The organism is Pseudohalocynthiibacter sp. F2068 (assembly GCF_023015645.1).
Classification (GTDB): Bacteria; Pseudomonadota; Alphaproteobacteria; order Rhodobacterales; family Rhodobacteraceae; genus Pseudohalocynthiibacter; species Pseudohalocynthiibacter aestuariivivens.
The window spans coordinates 156,273-173,322 of record NZ_JALKAK010000006.1 but is presented as its reverse complement, the minus strand read 5'-3'; the positions used below and the strand labels follow the sequence as shown (position 1 = coordinate 173,322).

Here is a 17,050-nt window from a genome sequence, read left to right as displayed (position 1 = left end):
ATAACCTGTCAGGGTCCGGGAATGTTTCAAACTGTTGAAATGCCGATATGGGCGCTTGTTTTGATCCTACTCTTTGCCGGAGTGGCAGCTCTGGACAAGGTCATGCTGCCGTCTGTACGCTGGTATTTTCGCCGCAGAATGGAGCGGGTTGTTACCAAATTGAACGAACGACTTGAGCGGCCAATACAGCCGTTCAAGCTTGCAAGGCGCCACGACATGATCCAGCGCTTGATCTATGACCCAAAAGTCGCCGAGGCGATTGTGAAGCACGCCAAAACAGAAGGCGTTCCGGAAAATGTAGCGTTTGAGCAGGCCCGCCGCTATGCGAGAGAGATTGTACCATCTTTCAGTGCCTCGGCTTATTTCGGCATTGCGATTAGGGTTGCCCGCTGGTTCAGCAGGATGCTCTACCGCGTGCGCCTTGGGCATTTTGACGAAACAGCAATCAAGGAAATAGATCCGGACGCGACGGTTGTTTTTGTCATGAACCACCGCAGTAATATGGATTACGTGCTTGTCACCTATCTTGCGGCCGAACGTTCCGCCCTGTCCTATGCGGTTGGTGAGTGGGCGCAGGTTTGGCCGCTTCAGGGTTTGATCCGTGCGATGGGCGCCTATTTTATCAGACGAAAATCGCGCGATACGCTCTACCGTCGTGTGTTGTCGCGATATGTTCAGTTGGCAACGCAGAATGGCGTGGCGCAAGCCGTGTTTCCGGAAGGCGGACTGAGCCTTAATGGGAAGATTCATCCGCCAAAGTTAGGTTTGCTAAGCTATATCGTTTCCGATTTTGTTCCAGGAAAGGGCAGGGACGTTGTTTTTGTACCCGTCGCAATCAACTATGACCGGGTTTTGGAAGACCGTATTTTGCTGGAGGCGGCCGCAGAAGGGACGCGGAAGTTCAAATTTAATATACTCAAGATGCTTGGCTTTGTTGGTCGTCAGATCCGCTTTAAACTGACGGGTCGCTATCATCGTTTTGGCTATGCCGCAGTAAGTTTTGGGAATCCGCTTTCCCTTTCTTCATTCTTGAAGGATGGCAATCATACGACAGAGAAAGTCGGCGAAGAACTCATGAACCGAATCAAAGAGGTTCTGCCGGTCTTGCCCGTACCTCTTGTTGCAACAGTGCTTCAAAATGCGCGTGGGCCATTGAGTGAAGCAAATATAGAGCATGCCGTTTCAGAGCTGATCGATCGGCTTTCAGATCATGGCGCCTATATTCATTTACCCCGGGACAGCAAGGAATATGCGGCAGAGGTTGGACTGCGGATGTTGAAACTTCGGAACATGGTGACGGAGACAGAAGGCAACTTCAGCGTCAATCCTCATGAAGCCCCTGCGATCGCATTTTATGCGGCATCAATCTCGCACCTGATAGATGCACCTGCGGCATAAATAGCCCCTTTCCCATTTCATAAAGTCATAAAGTTACAAAAACAACCCTTTTGAGGTTGCATAATTACCCTATGAATTCTATTTCAGCCTTAAAGCGCTGCGCCGATTCTGCGATGCGGCAAAATCGATACTGTTAAGGAGGCTATGATGGCTCTGGACACCATACCCGAAATCACGACCTACGACGCGCCTGAAAAGGATCTCTATGAAATTGGGGAAATCCCACCCATGGGGTATGTTCCAAAGCAGATGTATGCATGGGCGATCCGGCGTGAACGTCATGGTGAACCTGATAAATCCATGCTGACCGAAGTTGTGGACGTGCCATCTATCGACAGCCACGAGGTGCTGGTTTTGGTGATGGCGGCAGGTGTGAACTACAACGGTGTCTGGGCTGGCCTCGGTATTCCAATCAGCCCATTTGACGTGCACAAGGCAGAATATCACATCGCGGGATCGGACGCTTCAGGTATCGTTTGGGCGGTTGGTGACAAGGTGACACGTTGGAAGGTTGGCGACGAAGTTGTCATCCATTGTAACCAGGATGATGGTGATGACGAGGAATGCAACGGTGGCGATCCGATGTTTTCACCCAGTCAGAGAATCTGGGGATATGAAACACCAGATGGCTCTTTTGCGCAGTTCACGCGCGTTCAAGCACAGCAATTGTTGCCGCGTCCCAAACACCTGACATGGGAAGAAAGCGCCTGTTACACGCTGACGCTCGCAACAGCCTACCGGATGTTGTTTGGTCACCATCCGCACGAGCTTAAGCCAGGTCAGAACGTGCTGGTCTGGGGAGCATCGGGTGGTCTCGGATCATTTGCGATTCAGCTCATCAATGCGGCGGGCGGCAACGCAATTGGCGTTATTTCTGATGAGGACAAACGCGACTTTGTGATGGACCTTGGGGCAAAAGGCGTGATCAACCGTAAAGATTTTAGCTGCTGGGGGCAGCTTCCGACGGTGAATACTCCGGAGTACGGCGCATGGTTCAAAGAAGTGCGAAATTTCGGCAAAACGATCTGGGACATTACCGGCAAAGGCAACAATGTCGATATTGTTTTTGAACACCCGGGCGAAGCGACATTCCCGGTTTCGACTTTTGTCTGCAAAAAAGGCGGTATGGTCGTGATCTGCGCCGGGACCTCTGGTTTTAACTGTACCTTTGATGTGCGCTATCTCTGGATGCACCAGAAACGGGTACAGGGCAGCCACTTTGCACATCTGAAACAGGCGGCAGCAGCCAACCAACTGATGATCGAGCGTCGGATTGACCCTTGTATGTCAGAGGTTTTTCCTTGGGACGAAATCCCGGCCGCGCATATTAAAATGCTGCGTAATGAGCATAAACCAGGCAATATGGCGGTTCTGGTTCAGGCACCAATAACGGGTCTTCGCACGTTAGAGGATGTGCTGGAAGCAGGTCCGCTTTAACCAAGTTTCTTAAGATTTATCTCCTCTGGGCCGGTGTGGTTTGTACGTGCTAATCACACCGGTATTTTTTGTTCTTTGTCTGATTAGCCGTGATATTATTGTTGAGTATCAGATGATTGCGGTGTGATTGCCGCTAAATGTAACTTAACGATACTGATATCAGTCGGATCGCTCTGGCAACCCGGTAGGCTGCCCTGTAGGGTCGCATCATGAGCGTGCGCAAAGTTGTATTTTCCGAAGACCAGGCCGAAGCCTATGACCGTGTAACAGAGCTGTTGCGCAGTGCGGGGATTGATCTGGATGACTCTCTTCTGACCCCGCTTTCGGATGGGAAATCAAGCGTTCTGGCGGTTGTTGGGAAGGCTGGGTCAGGCAAGACCATGCTTCTTGCCGAGCTTTACAAAGATATCGAAGCGGCGGGCGTAGACGTAGTTTCGGGTGACTATGAAGGGCGAAAACGCAAAGACAGACGAACGCTGGCCATTCTTGCGCCAACGAATAAAGCAGCAAGTGTTTTGCGCAATCACGGTGTTCCTGCGACTACGATTCACCGAATTCTTTATACACCAGTTTATGACCCAGAATATGAGAAGATCGCGGATTGGCTGGCGGGCAACGGATCGCGACCCGAGGTGGAGGGTTTAACCGAAATTGCCCTGGACCGGGCAGAGGTCTTTTATAAAGTCAACAAATCGATCCCCGGTGCGCTGGCAGCAGCCGGATTGCGCGGGTCAGATTTCATCACCGGCTGGAAGCGCCGCGAAGACCCGCTTGATATCGGCTTCATCGACGAAAGTTCGATGCTTGATGAAAAGCAGTTTGAGGATTTGAAGGAGATTTTCCCGACACTGGTCTTGTTTGGCGATCCGGCACAGCTTGCCCCTGTCGGGCAATCAGGTGCGATGATTTTTGATAAATTCAAAGACAAACGCAAGATCACGCTCAGCCGGGTGCATCGCCAGACACAGGACAACCCGATCCTTGATCTGGCCCATGCTCTTGGAGATGACAGTATCGGGTTCGAAGCGTTCGAGCGCATGGTGGAAGAGGCTGCCGCACGTGATGACCGTGTTGTCTTGGGTCAGCGCGTCGAAAGTGATTTGATGGCGCGCTCACCCGTTTTGGTCTGGCGCAACGCGACGCGCATTCGCCTGATACATGCGTTTCGGGCGGCATTTGGTGCCCCGCCTGATGAATTGTTGCCTGGGGAACCCCTTATTTGCGATGGCATTGAACTGCCGTTGAAGCACCGAAAAAAGCGGATCGATCTTGAAGCACGCGGCCTTATCAAAGGCGCACAGGTCATTTATCTGGGCCCTGGTCGTAAAGCAGGATTTTCGCGCCTGCACGTGATCGGCGCGGAAGAGCCACAAGTCAGCGCCGCTTCAATCATAAAAATTGAGTTGCCCGACGAAGAAGAACCGTTCATTCCATTTGCGGCGAACATGGGCGCGGCGTTTTTGCACGGTTCTGCTGTTACAATACATAAGGCTCAGGGGTCGCAATGGGAAAACGTACAGGTTTTCGCACCAGATATTTTTGCAGCAGCGAGAATGGGCCGCAGCGAGGCTGGACAACCTTTGTGGAAACGACTGGCCTATGTTGCCATTACGCGGGCTGAAAAGCGGTTGTTCTGGGTCGTACGAAACCGGTTGGCGCGTCCGTCCGGACCGCTCGTAACCGACGATCTGCGAAGCGGGCCGGCACCGCTGACACTGGCCAGCGAAGAGGAGGTTTAGAATGGGAAAATCAATAATCATTACCGGGGCAAGCTCTGGCATAGGGCGTGCAACTGCCGAGGTTTTTCTGGATGCAGGTTGGCAGGTTGGCATTATCGCGCGTCGACGCGAGGCACTCGAAGGCCTTGCAAAAGGTCATGATAAAGCAGTGGTCCTGCCGGCAGATGTGATAGACAGTGAAGCACTTTCCAAGGCCTTTTCAGAATTTGAGCGTCAGGTCGGGCGGCTTGACGTTCTGTTTAACAATGCCGGAAGTTTTGGCCCCTCTGGGCCCATTGACGAGATTGATCTGGACGAATGGCATAAAGTTCTGAACGTCAATGTGTCCGGCATGTTTTATGCAGCGCAACTTGCTTTCAGGCAAATGCGTCGTCAGACGCCACAAGGTGGCCGGATCATCAACAACGGATCGCTCTCTGCCCATGTACCGCGTGCCGGGTCGGTTTGTTACACCACCACCAAGCACGCGATAAGTGGTTTGACCAAGACGATCAGCCTTGATGGACGACCCTTTGATATTGCCTGCGGCCAAATTGACATCGGCAATGCAAAGACGGAACTGGTCGCAGATCTCAACGCGCGGGCACTGGCAGCAAACCCGGATGCAGAACTTATGCCTATGATGGACGTGATAGATGCCGCCAACGCTGTTTTCCACATGGCCAGTTTGCCGCCAGGTGCAAATGTCCAGACGATGACAGTCATGGCGACTAAAATGCCCTATATTGGCCGTGGCTAGGTCAGGAAGTATCTGAAAACTGCAGAGGCTGACCAACCAGCGACTATCGCAATGAACAAAGAAAAAATGCCGTAAATCAACGGGCGATCATGCGCAAGGTTGTAAATCCAGCGCTCCAGACCCACTTTCTGAACGTTGATCACGGTTTCATACGCGTCGACGACAGAGCCGTTACGCGTCAGGAAAATACGTGTTTTGTATGCGCCCTCTGTCAGGTTTGCAGGAAGCGCAATCGAGGTACGGAAGAGTGTGTCTTCGGAAAGTTCAACCTGGTTTTCCAGCTGCTGATAAAGCCCGTTCTTGGTGCGGATGCGGATCAAGGCTTCGGTAAAGGCTTCTGAATCAACGACTGTCTGCGGTGCACCTACAGAACGGATTGCGCGCGGAATGCTCACCTGATGGCGCAAATCTTCGGTATCACGCAGGATATCCACCAACGGCCCGGTTGTCGCGACAGCGTAAAAACTGGGGGCGGCATCTACTTCAACCGCTTCCGTGTTTACCCAGATACCCAGTCGTCTGTCTTTGCGCCGGACGGTGATAGGCTCAGATGGGCCAACAACGGCAACGATAACCTCTAGCGGCTCAGTCGTCGAAATTGGATCTTCACGTTTCACAGCGCCAAAGATCAGGATTTCTGAGCCGTCAAAATTTGCCGTTATAGCAATCCGGTTCTGGCTAAGCCCTGCAACAACTTCTTCAGCATGGGCGGGGAGGGCCAGGGCCAGACAAAGGAGCAAGATACGTAACATCAGTGCCCCCTCGCGCCGAGTGAGTAAAGTTCGCTAGGTTGCAGTAACAGATCAAGCGCCAGTTTACCGCAGACTGCCAACACCATAATGGCGAGCAGGATACGCAACTGCTCTGCCTTCATCTTGACGCCAATTCGTGTACCGATTTGCGCGCCAATGACGCCGCCGACCAAAAGTAAAACAGCAAGGGCCATATCAACGGTGTAATTCGTCGTGGCGTGAAGCAGCGTGGTAAACCCAGTCACGAAAATGATCTGGAACAAGGACGTTCCAATCACAACTTTCGTCGGCATACCAAGCAGATAGATCATTGCCGGCACCATGATAAAGCCACCGCCGACACCCATGATTGCTGCCAAGACCCCTACAAACACCCCAACAATTAAAGGCGGAATGACCGAGATATAAAGACCAGAAGTGCGAAACTTCATCTTGAACGGAAGGTTGTGGATCCAGTTGTGTTTCTTTCGCGCAGCGACAGCGCCGGGTTTGCGTGATCTCCGGATCGCGTTCAGGCTTTCAAAGAACATCAACCCGCCGATGACCCCAAGGAAAACGACATAACAAAGTTTGACGAGCAGATCGACCTGTCCAAGACTTTTAAGCGTATTGAACAGCTGTACACCAAAAGCGGCGCCTACGAGGCCACCGATCAGAAGCACAGTTCCCATCTTTAGATCAACGGTGCGTCGTTTGAGATGCGCCAGTACGCCTGAAAATGAAGAAGCAACAATTTGGTTGGCTTCTGTGGCAACCGCGACGGCGGGTGGAATACCGATGAAAAACAGCAGCGGAGTCATCAGAAATCCGCCACCCACGCCAAACATACCTGACAGGATTCCCACGATCCCTCCAAGGCCAAGCAGCAAGAAGGCGTTTACAGAAACCTCGGCGATGGGAAGGTATATTTGCATGGGCATTATTAATCCGGGTTAACCGGTAAACTCAACGCCCCTTTGCGCAATATTCTTGCTAAAACGGGACTAAAAGACCCGTTTTTTCATCTTTCTTTGACATATGGTTCGCCGCCAGCACGGGGCGGCGTGGCTTTACCCACAAATCCTGCCAGAATCACCACTGTCAAAATGTATGGCAGCGCCTGTATGAATTGCCCTGGAATGGCGGTTTGACCAAATAATCCGCTGGAAAACAAGCTTACTGTACCAACCGTGACAAGCAGGAAAGCAACCCCGCCGAGGACGGCTAAATCCAATAGTGATTTTCTCGAAGACCAGACCAGCCCTGCGGCCATCACTATCAAGATCGCGACAATTATATAGGTCGGAGCCTCAATGCTTTGATAGCGGTTCGAGAGCGCTTCCAGAACGCCAAAAAGCATGCATGCACCCATTGCGTGCCAAGGACGCCATTTTGCAAAAATCAGGGCAGCTAGCGCAATGAAACCACGCCCCGCCGTCATATCCTTCACAAACCCGGCTGCAAGTCCTGTCGCAAGGTAAACTCCGGCGAGGCCGCACAGTACGCCGCAAATCGCGACTGCCGCATATCGGAGCCGTACAACCGAAATACCAGCCGTATCGACAGCGGCAGGGTTTTCACCCACCGCGCGTAGGCGCAGGCCAAAGCGCGTTCGAAACAGGATGAACCAGCTTGCAGGTACTGCCAGCAAGGCGACATAGACCAGAAATGTGTGGCCTGAAATTAACTCGCTATAGAGCGGCCCAGCGATTGGAATGCCTTCCAGAGTTTCAGTCAAGGGCCATTCAAGGGATTTGAAGCGGCCTTCGCCCATGAGCGATGGCGTTCGACCACCAAGCCCGAACCAGCTTTGGCCGATGACAACTGTCAAACCTGCCGCAAGAAAGTTGATTGCCACGCCGGAAATCAACTGATCTCCGCGAAATGTGATAGAGGCAAGGCCATGCAACAGGGCCAGCAGGATTGAGATACCAACACCAGCGAACATTCCCAGCCAGACGTTACCTGTTACTGCGGCAACAGAGGCTGACAGCATCGCAGCGGCAAGCATTTTTCCTTCCAGCCCAATGTCAAAAATTCCACCACGTTCGGAAAACAAACCAGCAAGACAGGCAAGCAACAATGGCGTCGCCAGACGAACTGCAGAATCGAGGATCTGGATGAGTGTCAGAAAATCCATCACGCGACCCTTTTCTTGAACTTGAGAAACAGTCGCTCAACGGGCGCGCGCACCATGTTATCAAGTGCTCCGGTGAACAGGATGACCAGTGCCTGAATAACAACCACAAGCTCGCGCGGAATGTTTTCCCAAAGTTGAAGCTCAGCCCCGCCTTGCGTCAGGAACCCAAACAGTAACGCGGCCAGAAAAACCCCGACAGGGTGCGACCGCCCCATAAGCGCAACTGCGATTCCGATAAATCCGGCACCCTCTACGGAATTCAGGATCAGACGCTCGCTTTCGCCCATCACATTGTTGATCGCCATAAGCCCGGCTAGCGCACCTGATATCATCATTGAAATCATGATGATCTTGGTAGGTGAAATCCCTGCATAGCGCGCTGCGGTTTCGCTGTGCCCAAATGAGCGAATGGCAAACCCAAGGCGCGTGCGCCAGATCAGGACCCAGAACAAAAAGCAGCACAGCAAAGCCAGTAAAAAGCTGATGTTCGCAGGGGCGTGTTTGCTGAACTCTATGCCGAAGGGCGCGAGCATTTCGTGGAATGATGGCAAATGTGCCCCTGCCGGAAAATCACGGGTTTCTGCAGCCATATTCCCCGGTTCTTTCAGTGCATTTACAAGCAGATACCCCATCAACGCCGCTGAAATGAAATTGAACATAATGGTGGTGATTACGATATGGCTGCCGCGCCGGGCTTGCAGGTAAGCTGGTATAAGCGCCCAGCCAGCGCCAAAGATGGCGGCACCAATGGTCGCGGCGGGCAGCGCAAGGGTCCAATGCGGCCAATCGACAGCAAGGCAGACAAGGGCGACACCAAGCCCGCCGATTGCTGCCTGACCTTCGCCACCGATATTGAACATGCGGGCGTGAAAGGCGATTGCGACGGCAAGTCCGGTAAATATGTAGTTGGTGGCGTAATAGAGCGTATACCCCCAAGCGTTCGTACTACCGAATGACCCCTCAACCATTGTTTTGATTGCCACCAAAGGGTCTTTGCCAATCGCGAGGATCACAAGCCCTGAAAGAATGAAAGCCAGCAGCAAGTTGATAAATGGGATCAGAAGGACATCGGCCCATTTAGGCATTTTATCCATCAGGCTGCCTTTCCGTTCATCCCGGCCATCAACAGACCCAGTTCTTTTTCGTCTGTTTCACCGGGCAGACGTTCCCCCATGATCTGACCATCGAACATCACTGCAATCCGGTCTGACAGCGACAGGATTTCCTCAAGTTCAACGCTGACCAACAAAATTGCTTTTCCTTGATCACGCAGCGCTACAATTTGCTGATGAATGAACTCGATAGCGCCAATATCAACACCGCGCGTTGGCTGACCGACCAGCAAGAGGTCAGGGTTGCGTTCTATTTCGCGTGCAAGGACGATTTTTTGCTGATTGCCACCCGAGAAATTCTTGGCCTGAAGCCGCGGATTAGGGGGGCGTACATCGAACCGCTCCATCTTGCCTTCGGTATCGGCACGGATTGCAGCATTGTCCATGAGGAGTACGTTTTTGTTATAGGCCGGGTCGTTGTGATAGCCAAAGGCGATGTTTTCCCAGGCCATAAAATCCATGATCAGACCTTCGCGTTGGCGATCTTCGGGCACATGCGCGATTCCCTGCGCGCGGCGGGATTGGCCATCTGAAAATTTGCCTGTCAGATCGATTGGATGCCCGTTGATGTGGATATCGCCAGTCGCAGTTTCAAATCCGCCAAGCACCTCAAGCAATTCAGACTGCCCATTGCCAGACACGCCTGCGATCCCCAAGATTTCACCGGCACGCACATCGAACGAGATACCTTTGAGCCGCACGACACCTTTGGAATCGGTCACTCTTAAATCTTTGACTTCTAAAACGCTCTTACCAGGTTTAGCTGGTGTCTTGTCCACCTGAAGCAAAACTTTACGGCCCACCATTCGTTCAGCCAGATCTTCTGGCGAGGTATCCGCAGTTTTGATCGTGCCTTTCATTTCTCCGCGCCGCATGACACTGACGGTATCCGTCACATCCATAATTTCGCGCAGCTTATGCGTGATCAGGATGATGGTTTTACCTTCGTTCTTAAGGTTGCGCAGGATGCGAAACAGGTGGTCTGCTTCTGCAGGGGTCAAAACACCTGTCGGTTCATCCAGAATGAGAATATCGGCATGCCTGTAAAGCGCTTTCAGGATTTCCACGCGCTGCTGGTGGCCAACGCTCAGATTTTCAATTAAAGCGTCGGGGTCAACGTTTAGCTCGTATTCTTTGGCAAGTTCAGTGAGTAGCTTGCGCGCTTTTGCAAGCGATGGGCGCAGCAACGCACCATCCTCGGCCCCAAGCACGACATTTTCTAGAACAGTAAAGTTCTCAACAAGTTTAAAGTGCTGGTGCACCATTCCGATACCGGCAGAAATTGCGGCTTGGCTGTCAGGAATCGCTGTTCTTTCGCCGCCAATGAAAATTTCGCCAGCGTCTGCTTTGTAAAAACCATATAGGATCGACATCAGCGTTGATTTTCCGGCGCCGTTTTCACCGACGATGCCATGAATCGCGCCTCGTTCAACCGATATCGAAATATCTTTATTGGCCTGTACCGGACCAAAAGCTTTTGAAATACCGCGAAGTTCTATCGCGGGGGCGGCAGTGTTCTGCCGCCCCAACTGGGGTGCGTCCTGCATTCCGCGCCCTTACATCACCGGGCAGGATTCGTCGGACATATAGTCGTGGACTGAGATTTCACCGGATATAATTTGCGCCTTTGCTGCATCAACAGCAGCGCGCATTTCATCATTCAGCAAAGCGTCGTTATGTTCGTCAAGCGCATAGCCAACACCGTCATTCGAAAGGCCAAGCACGTTAAAGCCGGTTTCGAGATCGGCCCCTTCGGTGAAGGCGTTGTAGACGGCAACATCCACGCGTTTTGTCATCGAGGTCAGAACTGAGCCCGGGTGCAAGTGGTTCTGATTGCTGTCCACGCCAATAGAGAAGATACCTTCGTCAGCAGCGGTTTGCAGAACGCCAAGGCCGGTTCCCCCAGCTGCGGCATAAACCACGTCAGCGCCTTGCGAAATCTGCGCACGTGTAAGCTCGCCACCTTTCACCGGGTCATTCCATGCTGAAGGGGTTGTACCCGTCATGTTCTGAATAACATTTGCATCAGGGTTCGCCGCCTTAACACCCTGAACGTAACCACAGGCGAATTTCGAAATAAGCGGGATGTCCATACCACCTACAAACCCGACCGTACCCGTCTTTGAGGCCATGCCAGCCAACAACCCAACAAGGTAAGATCCCTCATGTTCGTTGAACACGACAGAACGTACATTTGGTTGATCAACGACCATGTCGATGATGACAAATTTTGTGTCAGGAAAATCCGGTGCAACCGTTTCAAGCGCGGACGCAAAGGCGAAACCAGCCATAACAATCGGGTTCGAGCCGGATTCGGCAAAGCGACGCAGGGCCTGTTCGCGCTGAGCTTCTGATTGAAGCTCTACTTCACGGAATTGGCCGCCGGTTTCTTCGGCCCAGCGGGTCGCACCTGTAAAGGCGGCTTCGTTAAAGGATTTGTCGAATTTCCCGCCAAGGTCAAAAATGATAGCCGGATCGGCCAAAGCAGCCGTAGCTGCCAGCGCGAGCGATGCAGCCGCGCCAAGGAATGTTCGCATCAATGTCATGACACTCTCCCGATTTGTTTTTTATGGGACGATGGCCGAATACCAGCGCACCCCGAGTTTATGAGCAGATCTAGGTTGATCATCCGCGATTAAGGCCGAAGCGCTAAGAGAGCGTCAATAGCTTTTTACCATTTGGTCGCAATTCTGACGTCAGATTTGATAAATCTTAATACTTACGGGCCCTAAGGTTCAGAAAAGTTCGCGTTCAAAGACAACCGCATCAACGGCGTCTTCGTTCAGACGCCGATAATAGTCGCGCCGCTGGCCACATTTCAAGTAACCGACGGACAGGTAAAGCGCTATTGCGGCATTGTTGTTTGCCGCAACTTCGAGAAACGATTTTTGAGCCCCAAGCTTTTTGGCTTGCGCTTCGAAATCTAATAGGCGAGCACGCCCCAACCCCACACTTCGCTCATTCGGATGAACTGCCAAAGTTAAAAGTTCTGCTTCATCGGCAACGACACGGCCAAGTGCAAAACTCGCCTCGTCTTTTACCAGAAACACCCCCCGGCTCTTGAGCAACGATGCGAACTCCTTTTCGTCCCAGGGGCGGGGCGTTTCAAAGGATAACGCGTGAATATGGGCGAGTTCCGCAGGTGTCATGGCAAAATAACTGGTGCCGGATCGCGTGGGGGCGCAGCGTCAGCCGCACGAATGTAAAGCGGTGCGGGTCGCGCCTGCTGCGTTCTGTACCGTTTGGCTGCAAGATATGCGATTGCAACGGCAAGCGGGAAAGCTGGCAGGCAGATGTTTGGCAAACTATCTTCAAGCGATGTTCCAACCACCTGTTCAGATTTTAGAAACTTTTTTTGTTCGCGTGCTAGCAATTGCGGTTCAGCGACAGTATTCTCACCGATTTTCTGAAGATAAATCTGGTTACGGTGCGCATCAATGATGGAATAGACTGGCTTTTTCTGGCCATAGGCCTGCGCCTCAAATCCAGAGACGCCGACCGCTGGAATGTCGAGCGCGAGCGCAAGACCACGTGCCGCTGACACGGAAATGCGAATGCCAGTAAAGTTACCGGGGCCAATGCCAACACCGATTGCTGAAAGATCAGACCAGTCTGAACCGCCCTCATCCATTACCTCCTGAAGCAAAGGCACAAGCCGTTCTGCCTGACCTTTCTGCATAGGTTCAAACTTTTGAACAAGAACGCGATCCCCAGATATCAAAGCGGCCGCGCAATGCGCGGCCGATGTATCAAAGCCAAGGATAAGGTCTTTAGGCGGCAACAGGCCGTACCTCAACGACTTCCGGGATATAGTGGCGCAGCAAGTTTTCGATCCCCATTTTCAAGGTCAGTGTCGAAGATGGACAGCCCGCACAGGCCCCCTGCATATGCAGATAGACGATACCCTTGTCAAAGCCGTGAAAGGTGATGTCACCACCGTCCTGAGCAACTGCCGGGCGTACGCGCGTATCAAGTAAATCTTTGATTTGGTTTACAATTTCACCATCAGGGCCGTCGTGATCAGCATGACCAGCATTTGCGGCTTCGCCTTGCATTGCGGGCTGGCCTGATTGAAAATGTTCCATGATTGCGCCAAGGATCGCTGGCTTGATGTGGTTCCAGTCAACCTCTTCGGGCTTTGTCACCGTAACAAAGTCACCGCCAAAAAACACGCCGCTTACACCTTCCACAGCGAATATACGCTGGGCAAGCGGTGAATTGGTTGCCGCATCAGCATTGGGAAAATCTGCTGTGCCCGTCGCTAGAACGGTTTGACCGGGCAAAAATTTCAGCGTTGCTGGGTTTGGGGTAGATTCTGTCTGGATAAACATTCGTGCCTCCTGAGCGCGTCTTTGATATGCGCCCGGACGTGGGTTTTGTCAAGGTTTAGAACCGTTCTAAACCGTCCGGGCAGCGTCGAAAACTACGCTACTTGGCGTAACGGGCAAGACGCTCTTCCAGCGTCCCACTGTGCAATTCTAGCAAGTGATTGTCGTAGTCATAAAAATAAATCGATCGCCCCTCACCTTCGACACGCGACCGCCCGGTGCGTACCTTAAGGCCAAGCGCATTAATTCGGTCCAGATAGTCGTCATATTCCGCATCGGATATCTTGAAAGCGACGTGATTATACGTTTGTTCAGGTAGTGGTTCCCCTTCCATCGTGGCAATCCAAAGACCGCCAATATCGAAAAACCGTTCTCTGGAAATTGAAAATGTGCCAGCACCGCTGTCGTAAATTTTTTTTGCGCCAAAAACCTTTGTCAGCATGTTCTCCATACGATCAAGATCTTTGACGATAAAGGTTATGTGGCTGAGACCTTCAATCATTTGCCATCGCTCCCTTTTGTTCGTTCGTCAAAACGTATTTTGAATTTGCGGTAATGCCATGATCGATAGCAAGACCAGATCTGATAGTTATACCGCGCGATTTACTAAATATTAGTGAATTGAGTTGAGCTAGGAATCTCTAAATTCGCCTTTTTGAACCTTACTGGCTTGCATCTTCGTTCGCTTTTACGAAACATCTACTAGGTTGCTTTTTTGGAAAGTTGTTATCCATGGAGCTCGCATCGCTCGTTTTGTTTGCAGGCGCTTTGCTTGTTGCTGCAGGTTCACCTGGGCCAAGTATTGCTGCGCTTGTCGCAAGAGTACTGTCGCGCGGCCCCCGGGATGTAATGCCATTTCTTGCGGCGATGTGGTTTGGCGAAGCAATCTGGCTCTCGCTCGCGGTGTGGGGTTTGGCCTCTATCGCAGAGTCATTTCACGCAGCATTTTTGGTGCTCAAATGGGTTGGTGTTCTCTACCTTGTGTATTTGGCCTGGAGGATGTGGACCGCTCCTGTCGCATTCGAAGTGTCGGATCTGACAGGGCGTCGTTCAGGAACAAAGATGTTTGCCGCCGGGTTGGCAGTGACTTTGGGCAACCCGAAAATCATGGTGTTTTACATGGCGTTATTGCCATCGATCATAGACCTGAAAATACTGACAGTTTCAGGTTGGGTCGAGCTAACAGCAGCGATGCTTTTTGTGCTTGTTTCGATTGACCTTGTTTGGGTGGCTTTGGCTGCCAGAGCCCGCAGTTTACTTAAAAGTTCGGCAGCGGTGCGTGTCGCCAACCGTTGCAGCGCTGGAATAATGGCAAGTGCGGCGGCCCTTATTGCAGCGCGCTAGAAACAATCAGGCTCTTTAAAACTTGGAAAGCGTAACTCTTTTTGGGCTTAAGTTATCGCTTCCAGCCGTTCCTTGGACAAATCGCCCGGCACAATGGTCAACGGGATCGGCAGGTTGCCCGAGGCGCGGGACATCTGCGTCACAAGCGGACCTGGGCCTTTTTTATCTATGCCAGCACCAAGCACCAGAACGCCAACTTCCGGGTCTTCATTTACCTGAGCAAGTATTTCTTCCACAGCTTCGCCTTCGCGAATAACCAGTTCCGGGTCAACGCCTTGCTTGTCACGCATCCATTTTGCGAAAACCTCAAAATGGGCATGGATTCGTTCGCGCGCTTCTTCTTTCATCAAATCGCCGACACCGATCCAGTGGTTGAATTCGTCAGGTGGAATAATGGATAATATTTCTACGCCACCGCCTGTTCTGGCTGCACGCATCGCAGCAAAACGCATGGCATTCAGGCATTCGCGGCTGTCATCCAGCACAACCAGAAACTTACGCATGTAGGGCTCCCTTTAACAGCGCAATGATGACCCAGCGTTGCGATACGCGCAAGCATCCATTCACTTGGCTGAATGCGCCCAGTCCCAGTAAAGCTCTCTCGCACGTCTTGTGACGGGCCCAACCTGATAATGCGTGCCGTCAAATTCAGTGACGGGCGTAATTTTTGACATGTTTCCGGTTAGAAACACCTCGTCCGCTTCTCTGAAGTCGTCAAAACTGAGTACAGTTTCATGAATGCGAAGGCCATCTGTTGAGAGGTTTGAAATATGGCGGGCGCGGGTGATCCCTGACAAGAATGTTCCGTTTGGAATCGGCGTAAAAACCTCACCATCTTTCACCATGAACACATTGGCTGTCGCGGTTTCGGCGACATTGCCAACAGCATCCGCAACCAGTGCGTTGGCGTATCCTTTGGAGCGGGCCTCTGCCAGCATCCGCGCGTTGTTTGGGTAAAGACACCCTGCTTTCGCATTCACAACATTGTCTTCCAGCATAGGACGCCGGAAACGGGTTGTGGTCAGCGTTGTAGACGCTTCTGCGGGGGCCATAGCAATTTCTTCGAGACAAATGGCAAAACCCGGTTCCCCCTCTGCGGGGATAATACCGCTGTGCCCGCCGTTTATCGCCCAGTACATTGGCCGGATGTAGACTGCGGCATCTTTTGAAAACCCGCTCAGCCCTTCCCAGACAAGCTCCACCATCTTCTCGGCGCTGACAGAAGGCGTGATCATCAGCGCTGTCGCTGAACGGTTCACGCGTTCGCAGTGTGCCCGAAGGTCGGGCGCAATGCCTTCAAAGAAGCGCGCGCCGTCAAAGACGGTCGTCCCAAGCCATGCCCCATGATCCGCCGCACGAATGACCGGCACGTCACCCGTGTGCCAGCTTCCTTTAAAATAGGTGCGGATATTTATACCGATGACCATGATGCTTCTCCCTTTGTCGCGCGGAGCGTAACGGAGGTTTAAGTCAGACGTCCAGACCCAAAATGAGACATTTTTTCTGACATTAAAGTGTGTCAGCCTCTGCCAACAGCGCTTCTAAATCCAGCCGCGCCGTCGTCATGGCCAGGCTGCCATCTGTGGAACGTGGCCAGTCTTTTTCGGCACGATCCACGTATAGCTCTATGCCGTTACCATCTGGATCACTCAGATAAACGGCTTCGCTGACACCGTGGTCTGACGCGCCCTCTATTTTGATACCGGCGTCGATCACTTGGCGCACCGCACGGGCAAGCTCTGCGCGGTTCGGGTAGAGAAACGCTGTATGAAACAGACCGGTATGGCCAGGAGGTGGTGGTGTGCCACCCGCGCTATGCCAAGTGTTTAGACCAATATGATGGTGATACCCACCGGCAGATAAAAAGGCGGCTTCTGTTCCGTACCGGGTCTGAAGCTCAAAGCCCAGAACACCCGAATAAAAATCGATCGCGCGCTCAAGATCGGCGACTTTCAGATGCACATGACCAATTCGGGTTTCCGGATGCGCAGTTGTCATGGGGCTAATCCTTTGTGATGCTCCCCAACAACATAGCAATCAACGCGCCCCCTTTCATCCCAAGGGCGCGCGCAGAGTCTGTGC

The 17,050-nt window shown here is 52.3% G+C and carries 18 protein-coding genes; 5 read left to right on the top strand and 13 right to left on the bottom strand.

Going from position 1 to position 17,050, the window contains the following annotated elements:
• Positions 1-21: 21 nt before the first annotated feature.
• The 4 genes from MWU63_RS09395 (at position 22) to MWU63_RS09380 (ending at position 5,313) form a co-directional block, all read left to right on the top strand.
• The gene (locus MWU63_RS09395) at positions 22-1,398 is read left to right on the top strand and encodes a 1-acyl-sn-glycerol-3-phosphate acyltransferase (RefSeq protein ID WP_213887584.1); all 1,377 of its coding nucleotides are present in this window, start codon (positions 22-24) and stop codon (positions 1,396-1,398) included.
• A 147-nt stretch (positions 1,399-1,545) separates the two neighbouring features.
• Positions 1,546-2,835 (top strand): crotonyl-CoA carboxylase/reductase, encoded by a 1,290-nt coding sequence (ccrA, locus tag MWU63_RS09390; RefSeq protein WP_247077651.1) that lies wholly within the window; start codon positions 1,546-1,548, stop codon positions 2,833-2,835.
• 209 nt (positions 2,836-3,044) lie between these two features.
• Positions 3,045-4,574 (top strand): AAA family ATPase, encoded by a 1,530-nt coding sequence (locus tag MWU63_RS09385; RefSeq protein ID WP_213887586.1) that lies wholly within the window; start codon positions 3,045-3,047, stop codon positions 4,572-4,574.
• A gap of 1 nt (position 4,575) precedes the next feature.
• Positions 4,576-5,313, top strand: coding sequence for an SDR family oxidoreductase (locus MWU63_RS09380; RefSeq protein ID WP_213887587.1), 738 nt, complete (start codon positions 4,576-4,578; stop codon positions 5,311-5,313).
• On the opposite strand, the gene MWU63_RS09375 is transcribed toward MWU63_RS09380, so the two are convergent.
• The 10 genes from MWU63_RS09375 to fosX form a co-directional block, all read right to left on the bottom strand.
• Positions 5,310-6,065 carry a TIGR02186 family protein gene (locus MWU63_RS09375; RefSeq protein ID WP_213887588.1) on the bottom strand — a complete coding sequence of 252 codons (756 nt, stop codon included), beginning with the start codon at positions 6,063-6,065 and terminating at the stop codon, positions 5,310-5,312. The two genes, MWU63_RS09380 and MWU63_RS09375, sit on opposite strands and share 4 nt — an antisense overlap.
• Positions 6,065-6,979 (bottom strand): sulfite exporter TauE/SafE family protein, encoded by a 915-nt coding sequence (locus tag MWU63_RS09370; RefSeq protein ID WP_213887775.1) that lies wholly within the window; start codon positions 6,977-6,979, stop codon positions 6,065-6,067. The genes MWU63_RS09375 and MWU63_RS09370 overlap by 1 nt, the downstream gene beginning before the upstream one ends.
• 86 nt (positions 6,980-7,065) lie before the next feature.
• Entirely contained in the window at positions 7,066-8,184 is a 1,119-nt protein-coding gene (locus MWU63_RS09365; protein WP_246531574.1) for an ABC transporter permease, read from the bottom strand.
• A complete protein-coding gene (locus tag MWU63_RS09360; RefSeq protein WP_213887589.1) occupies positions 8,184-9,278 on the bottom strand; it encodes an ABC transporter permease in 1,095 nt (364 codons plus the stop codon). Before MWU63_RS09360 ends, MWU63_RS09365 begins: the two co-directional genes overlap by 1 nt.
• A complete protein-coding gene (locus MWU63_RS09355) occupies positions 9,278-10,843 on the bottom strand; it encodes an ABC transporter ATP-binding protein (RefSeq protein ID WP_247077649.1) in 1,566 nt (521 codons plus the stop codon). The genes MWU63_RS09360 and MWU63_RS09355 overlap by 1 nt, the downstream gene beginning before the upstream one ends.
• A gap of 9 nt (positions 10,844-10,852) precedes the next feature.
• Positions 10,853-11,842, bottom strand: a complete 990-nt coding sequence (locus tag MWU63_RS09350; protein WP_213887591.1) for a BMP family ABC transporter substrate-binding protein — start codon at positions 11,840-11,842, stop codon at positions 10,853-10,855.
• A 189-nt stretch (positions 11,843-12,031) separates the two neighbouring features.
• Positions 12,032-12,445: a GNAT family N-acetyltransferase gene (locus tag MWU63_RS09345; RefSeq protein ID WP_213887592.1), complete on the bottom strand. Its 414-nt coding sequence runs from the start codon at positions 12,443-12,445 to the stop codon at positions 12,032-12,034.
• On the bottom strand, positions 12,442-13,077 hold the full coding sequence (gene tsaB / locus MWU63_RS09340; protein WP_247077647.1) for a tRNA (adenosine(37)-N6)-threonylcarbamoyltransferase complex dimerization subunit type 1 TsaB: 636 nt from the start codon (positions 13,075-13,077) through the stop codon (positions 12,442-12,444). The genes MWU63_RS09345 and tsaB overlap by 4 nt, the downstream gene beginning before the upstream one ends.
• Positions 13,067-13,627, bottom strand: a complete 561-nt coding sequence (locus tag MWU63_RS09335) for a NifU family protein (RefSeq protein WP_213887594.1) — start codon at positions 13,625-13,627, stop codon at positions 13,067-13,069. The genes tsaB and MWU63_RS09335 overlap by 11 nt, the downstream gene beginning before the upstream one ends.
• Positions 13,628-13,724: 97 nt before the next feature.
• Positions 13,725-14,126: a FosX/FosE/FosI family fosfomycin resistance hydrolase gene (fosX, locus tag MWU63_RS09330; RefSeq protein WP_213887595.1), complete on the bottom strand. Its 402-nt coding sequence runs from the start codon at positions 14,124-14,126 to the stop codon at positions 13,725-13,727.
• A 230-nt stretch (positions 14,127-14,356) separates the two neighbouring features.
• Between fosX and MWU63_RS09325 the strand changes: the two genes are divergently transcribed.
• Positions 14,357-14,968 (top strand): LysE family translocator, encoded by a 612-nt coding sequence (locus MWU63_RS09325; RefSeq protein ID WP_213887596.1) that lies wholly within the window; start codon positions 14,357-14,359, stop codon positions 14,966-14,968.
• Between the two features lie 47 nt (positions 14,969-15,015).
• Here MWU63_RS09325 and MWU63_RS09320 read toward each other — a convergent pair whose 3' ends face one another.
• The 3 genes from MWU63_RS09320 to MWU63_RS09310 form a co-directional block, all read right to left on the bottom strand.
• The gene (locus MWU63_RS09320; RefSeq protein WP_213887597.1) at positions 15,016-15,471 is read right to left on the bottom strand and encodes a universal stress protein; all 456 of its coding nucleotides are present in this window, start codon (positions 15,469-15,471) and stop codon (positions 15,016-15,018) included.
• A gap of 60 nt (positions 15,472-15,531) precedes the next feature.
• Positions 15,532-16,395 (bottom strand): branched-chain amino acid aminotransferase, encoded by an 864-nt coding sequence (locus MWU63_RS09315; protein ID WP_247077645.1) that lies wholly within the window; start codon positions 16,393-16,395, stop codon positions 15,532-15,534.
• An 82-nt stretch (positions 16,396-16,477) separates the two neighbouring features.
• On the bottom strand, positions 16,478-16,966 hold the full coding sequence (locus MWU63_RS09310) for a VOC family protein (protein ID WP_213887599.1): 489 nt from the start codon (positions 16,964-16,966) through the stop codon (positions 16,478-16,480).
• Positions 16,967-17,050: the final 84 nt, after the last annotated feature.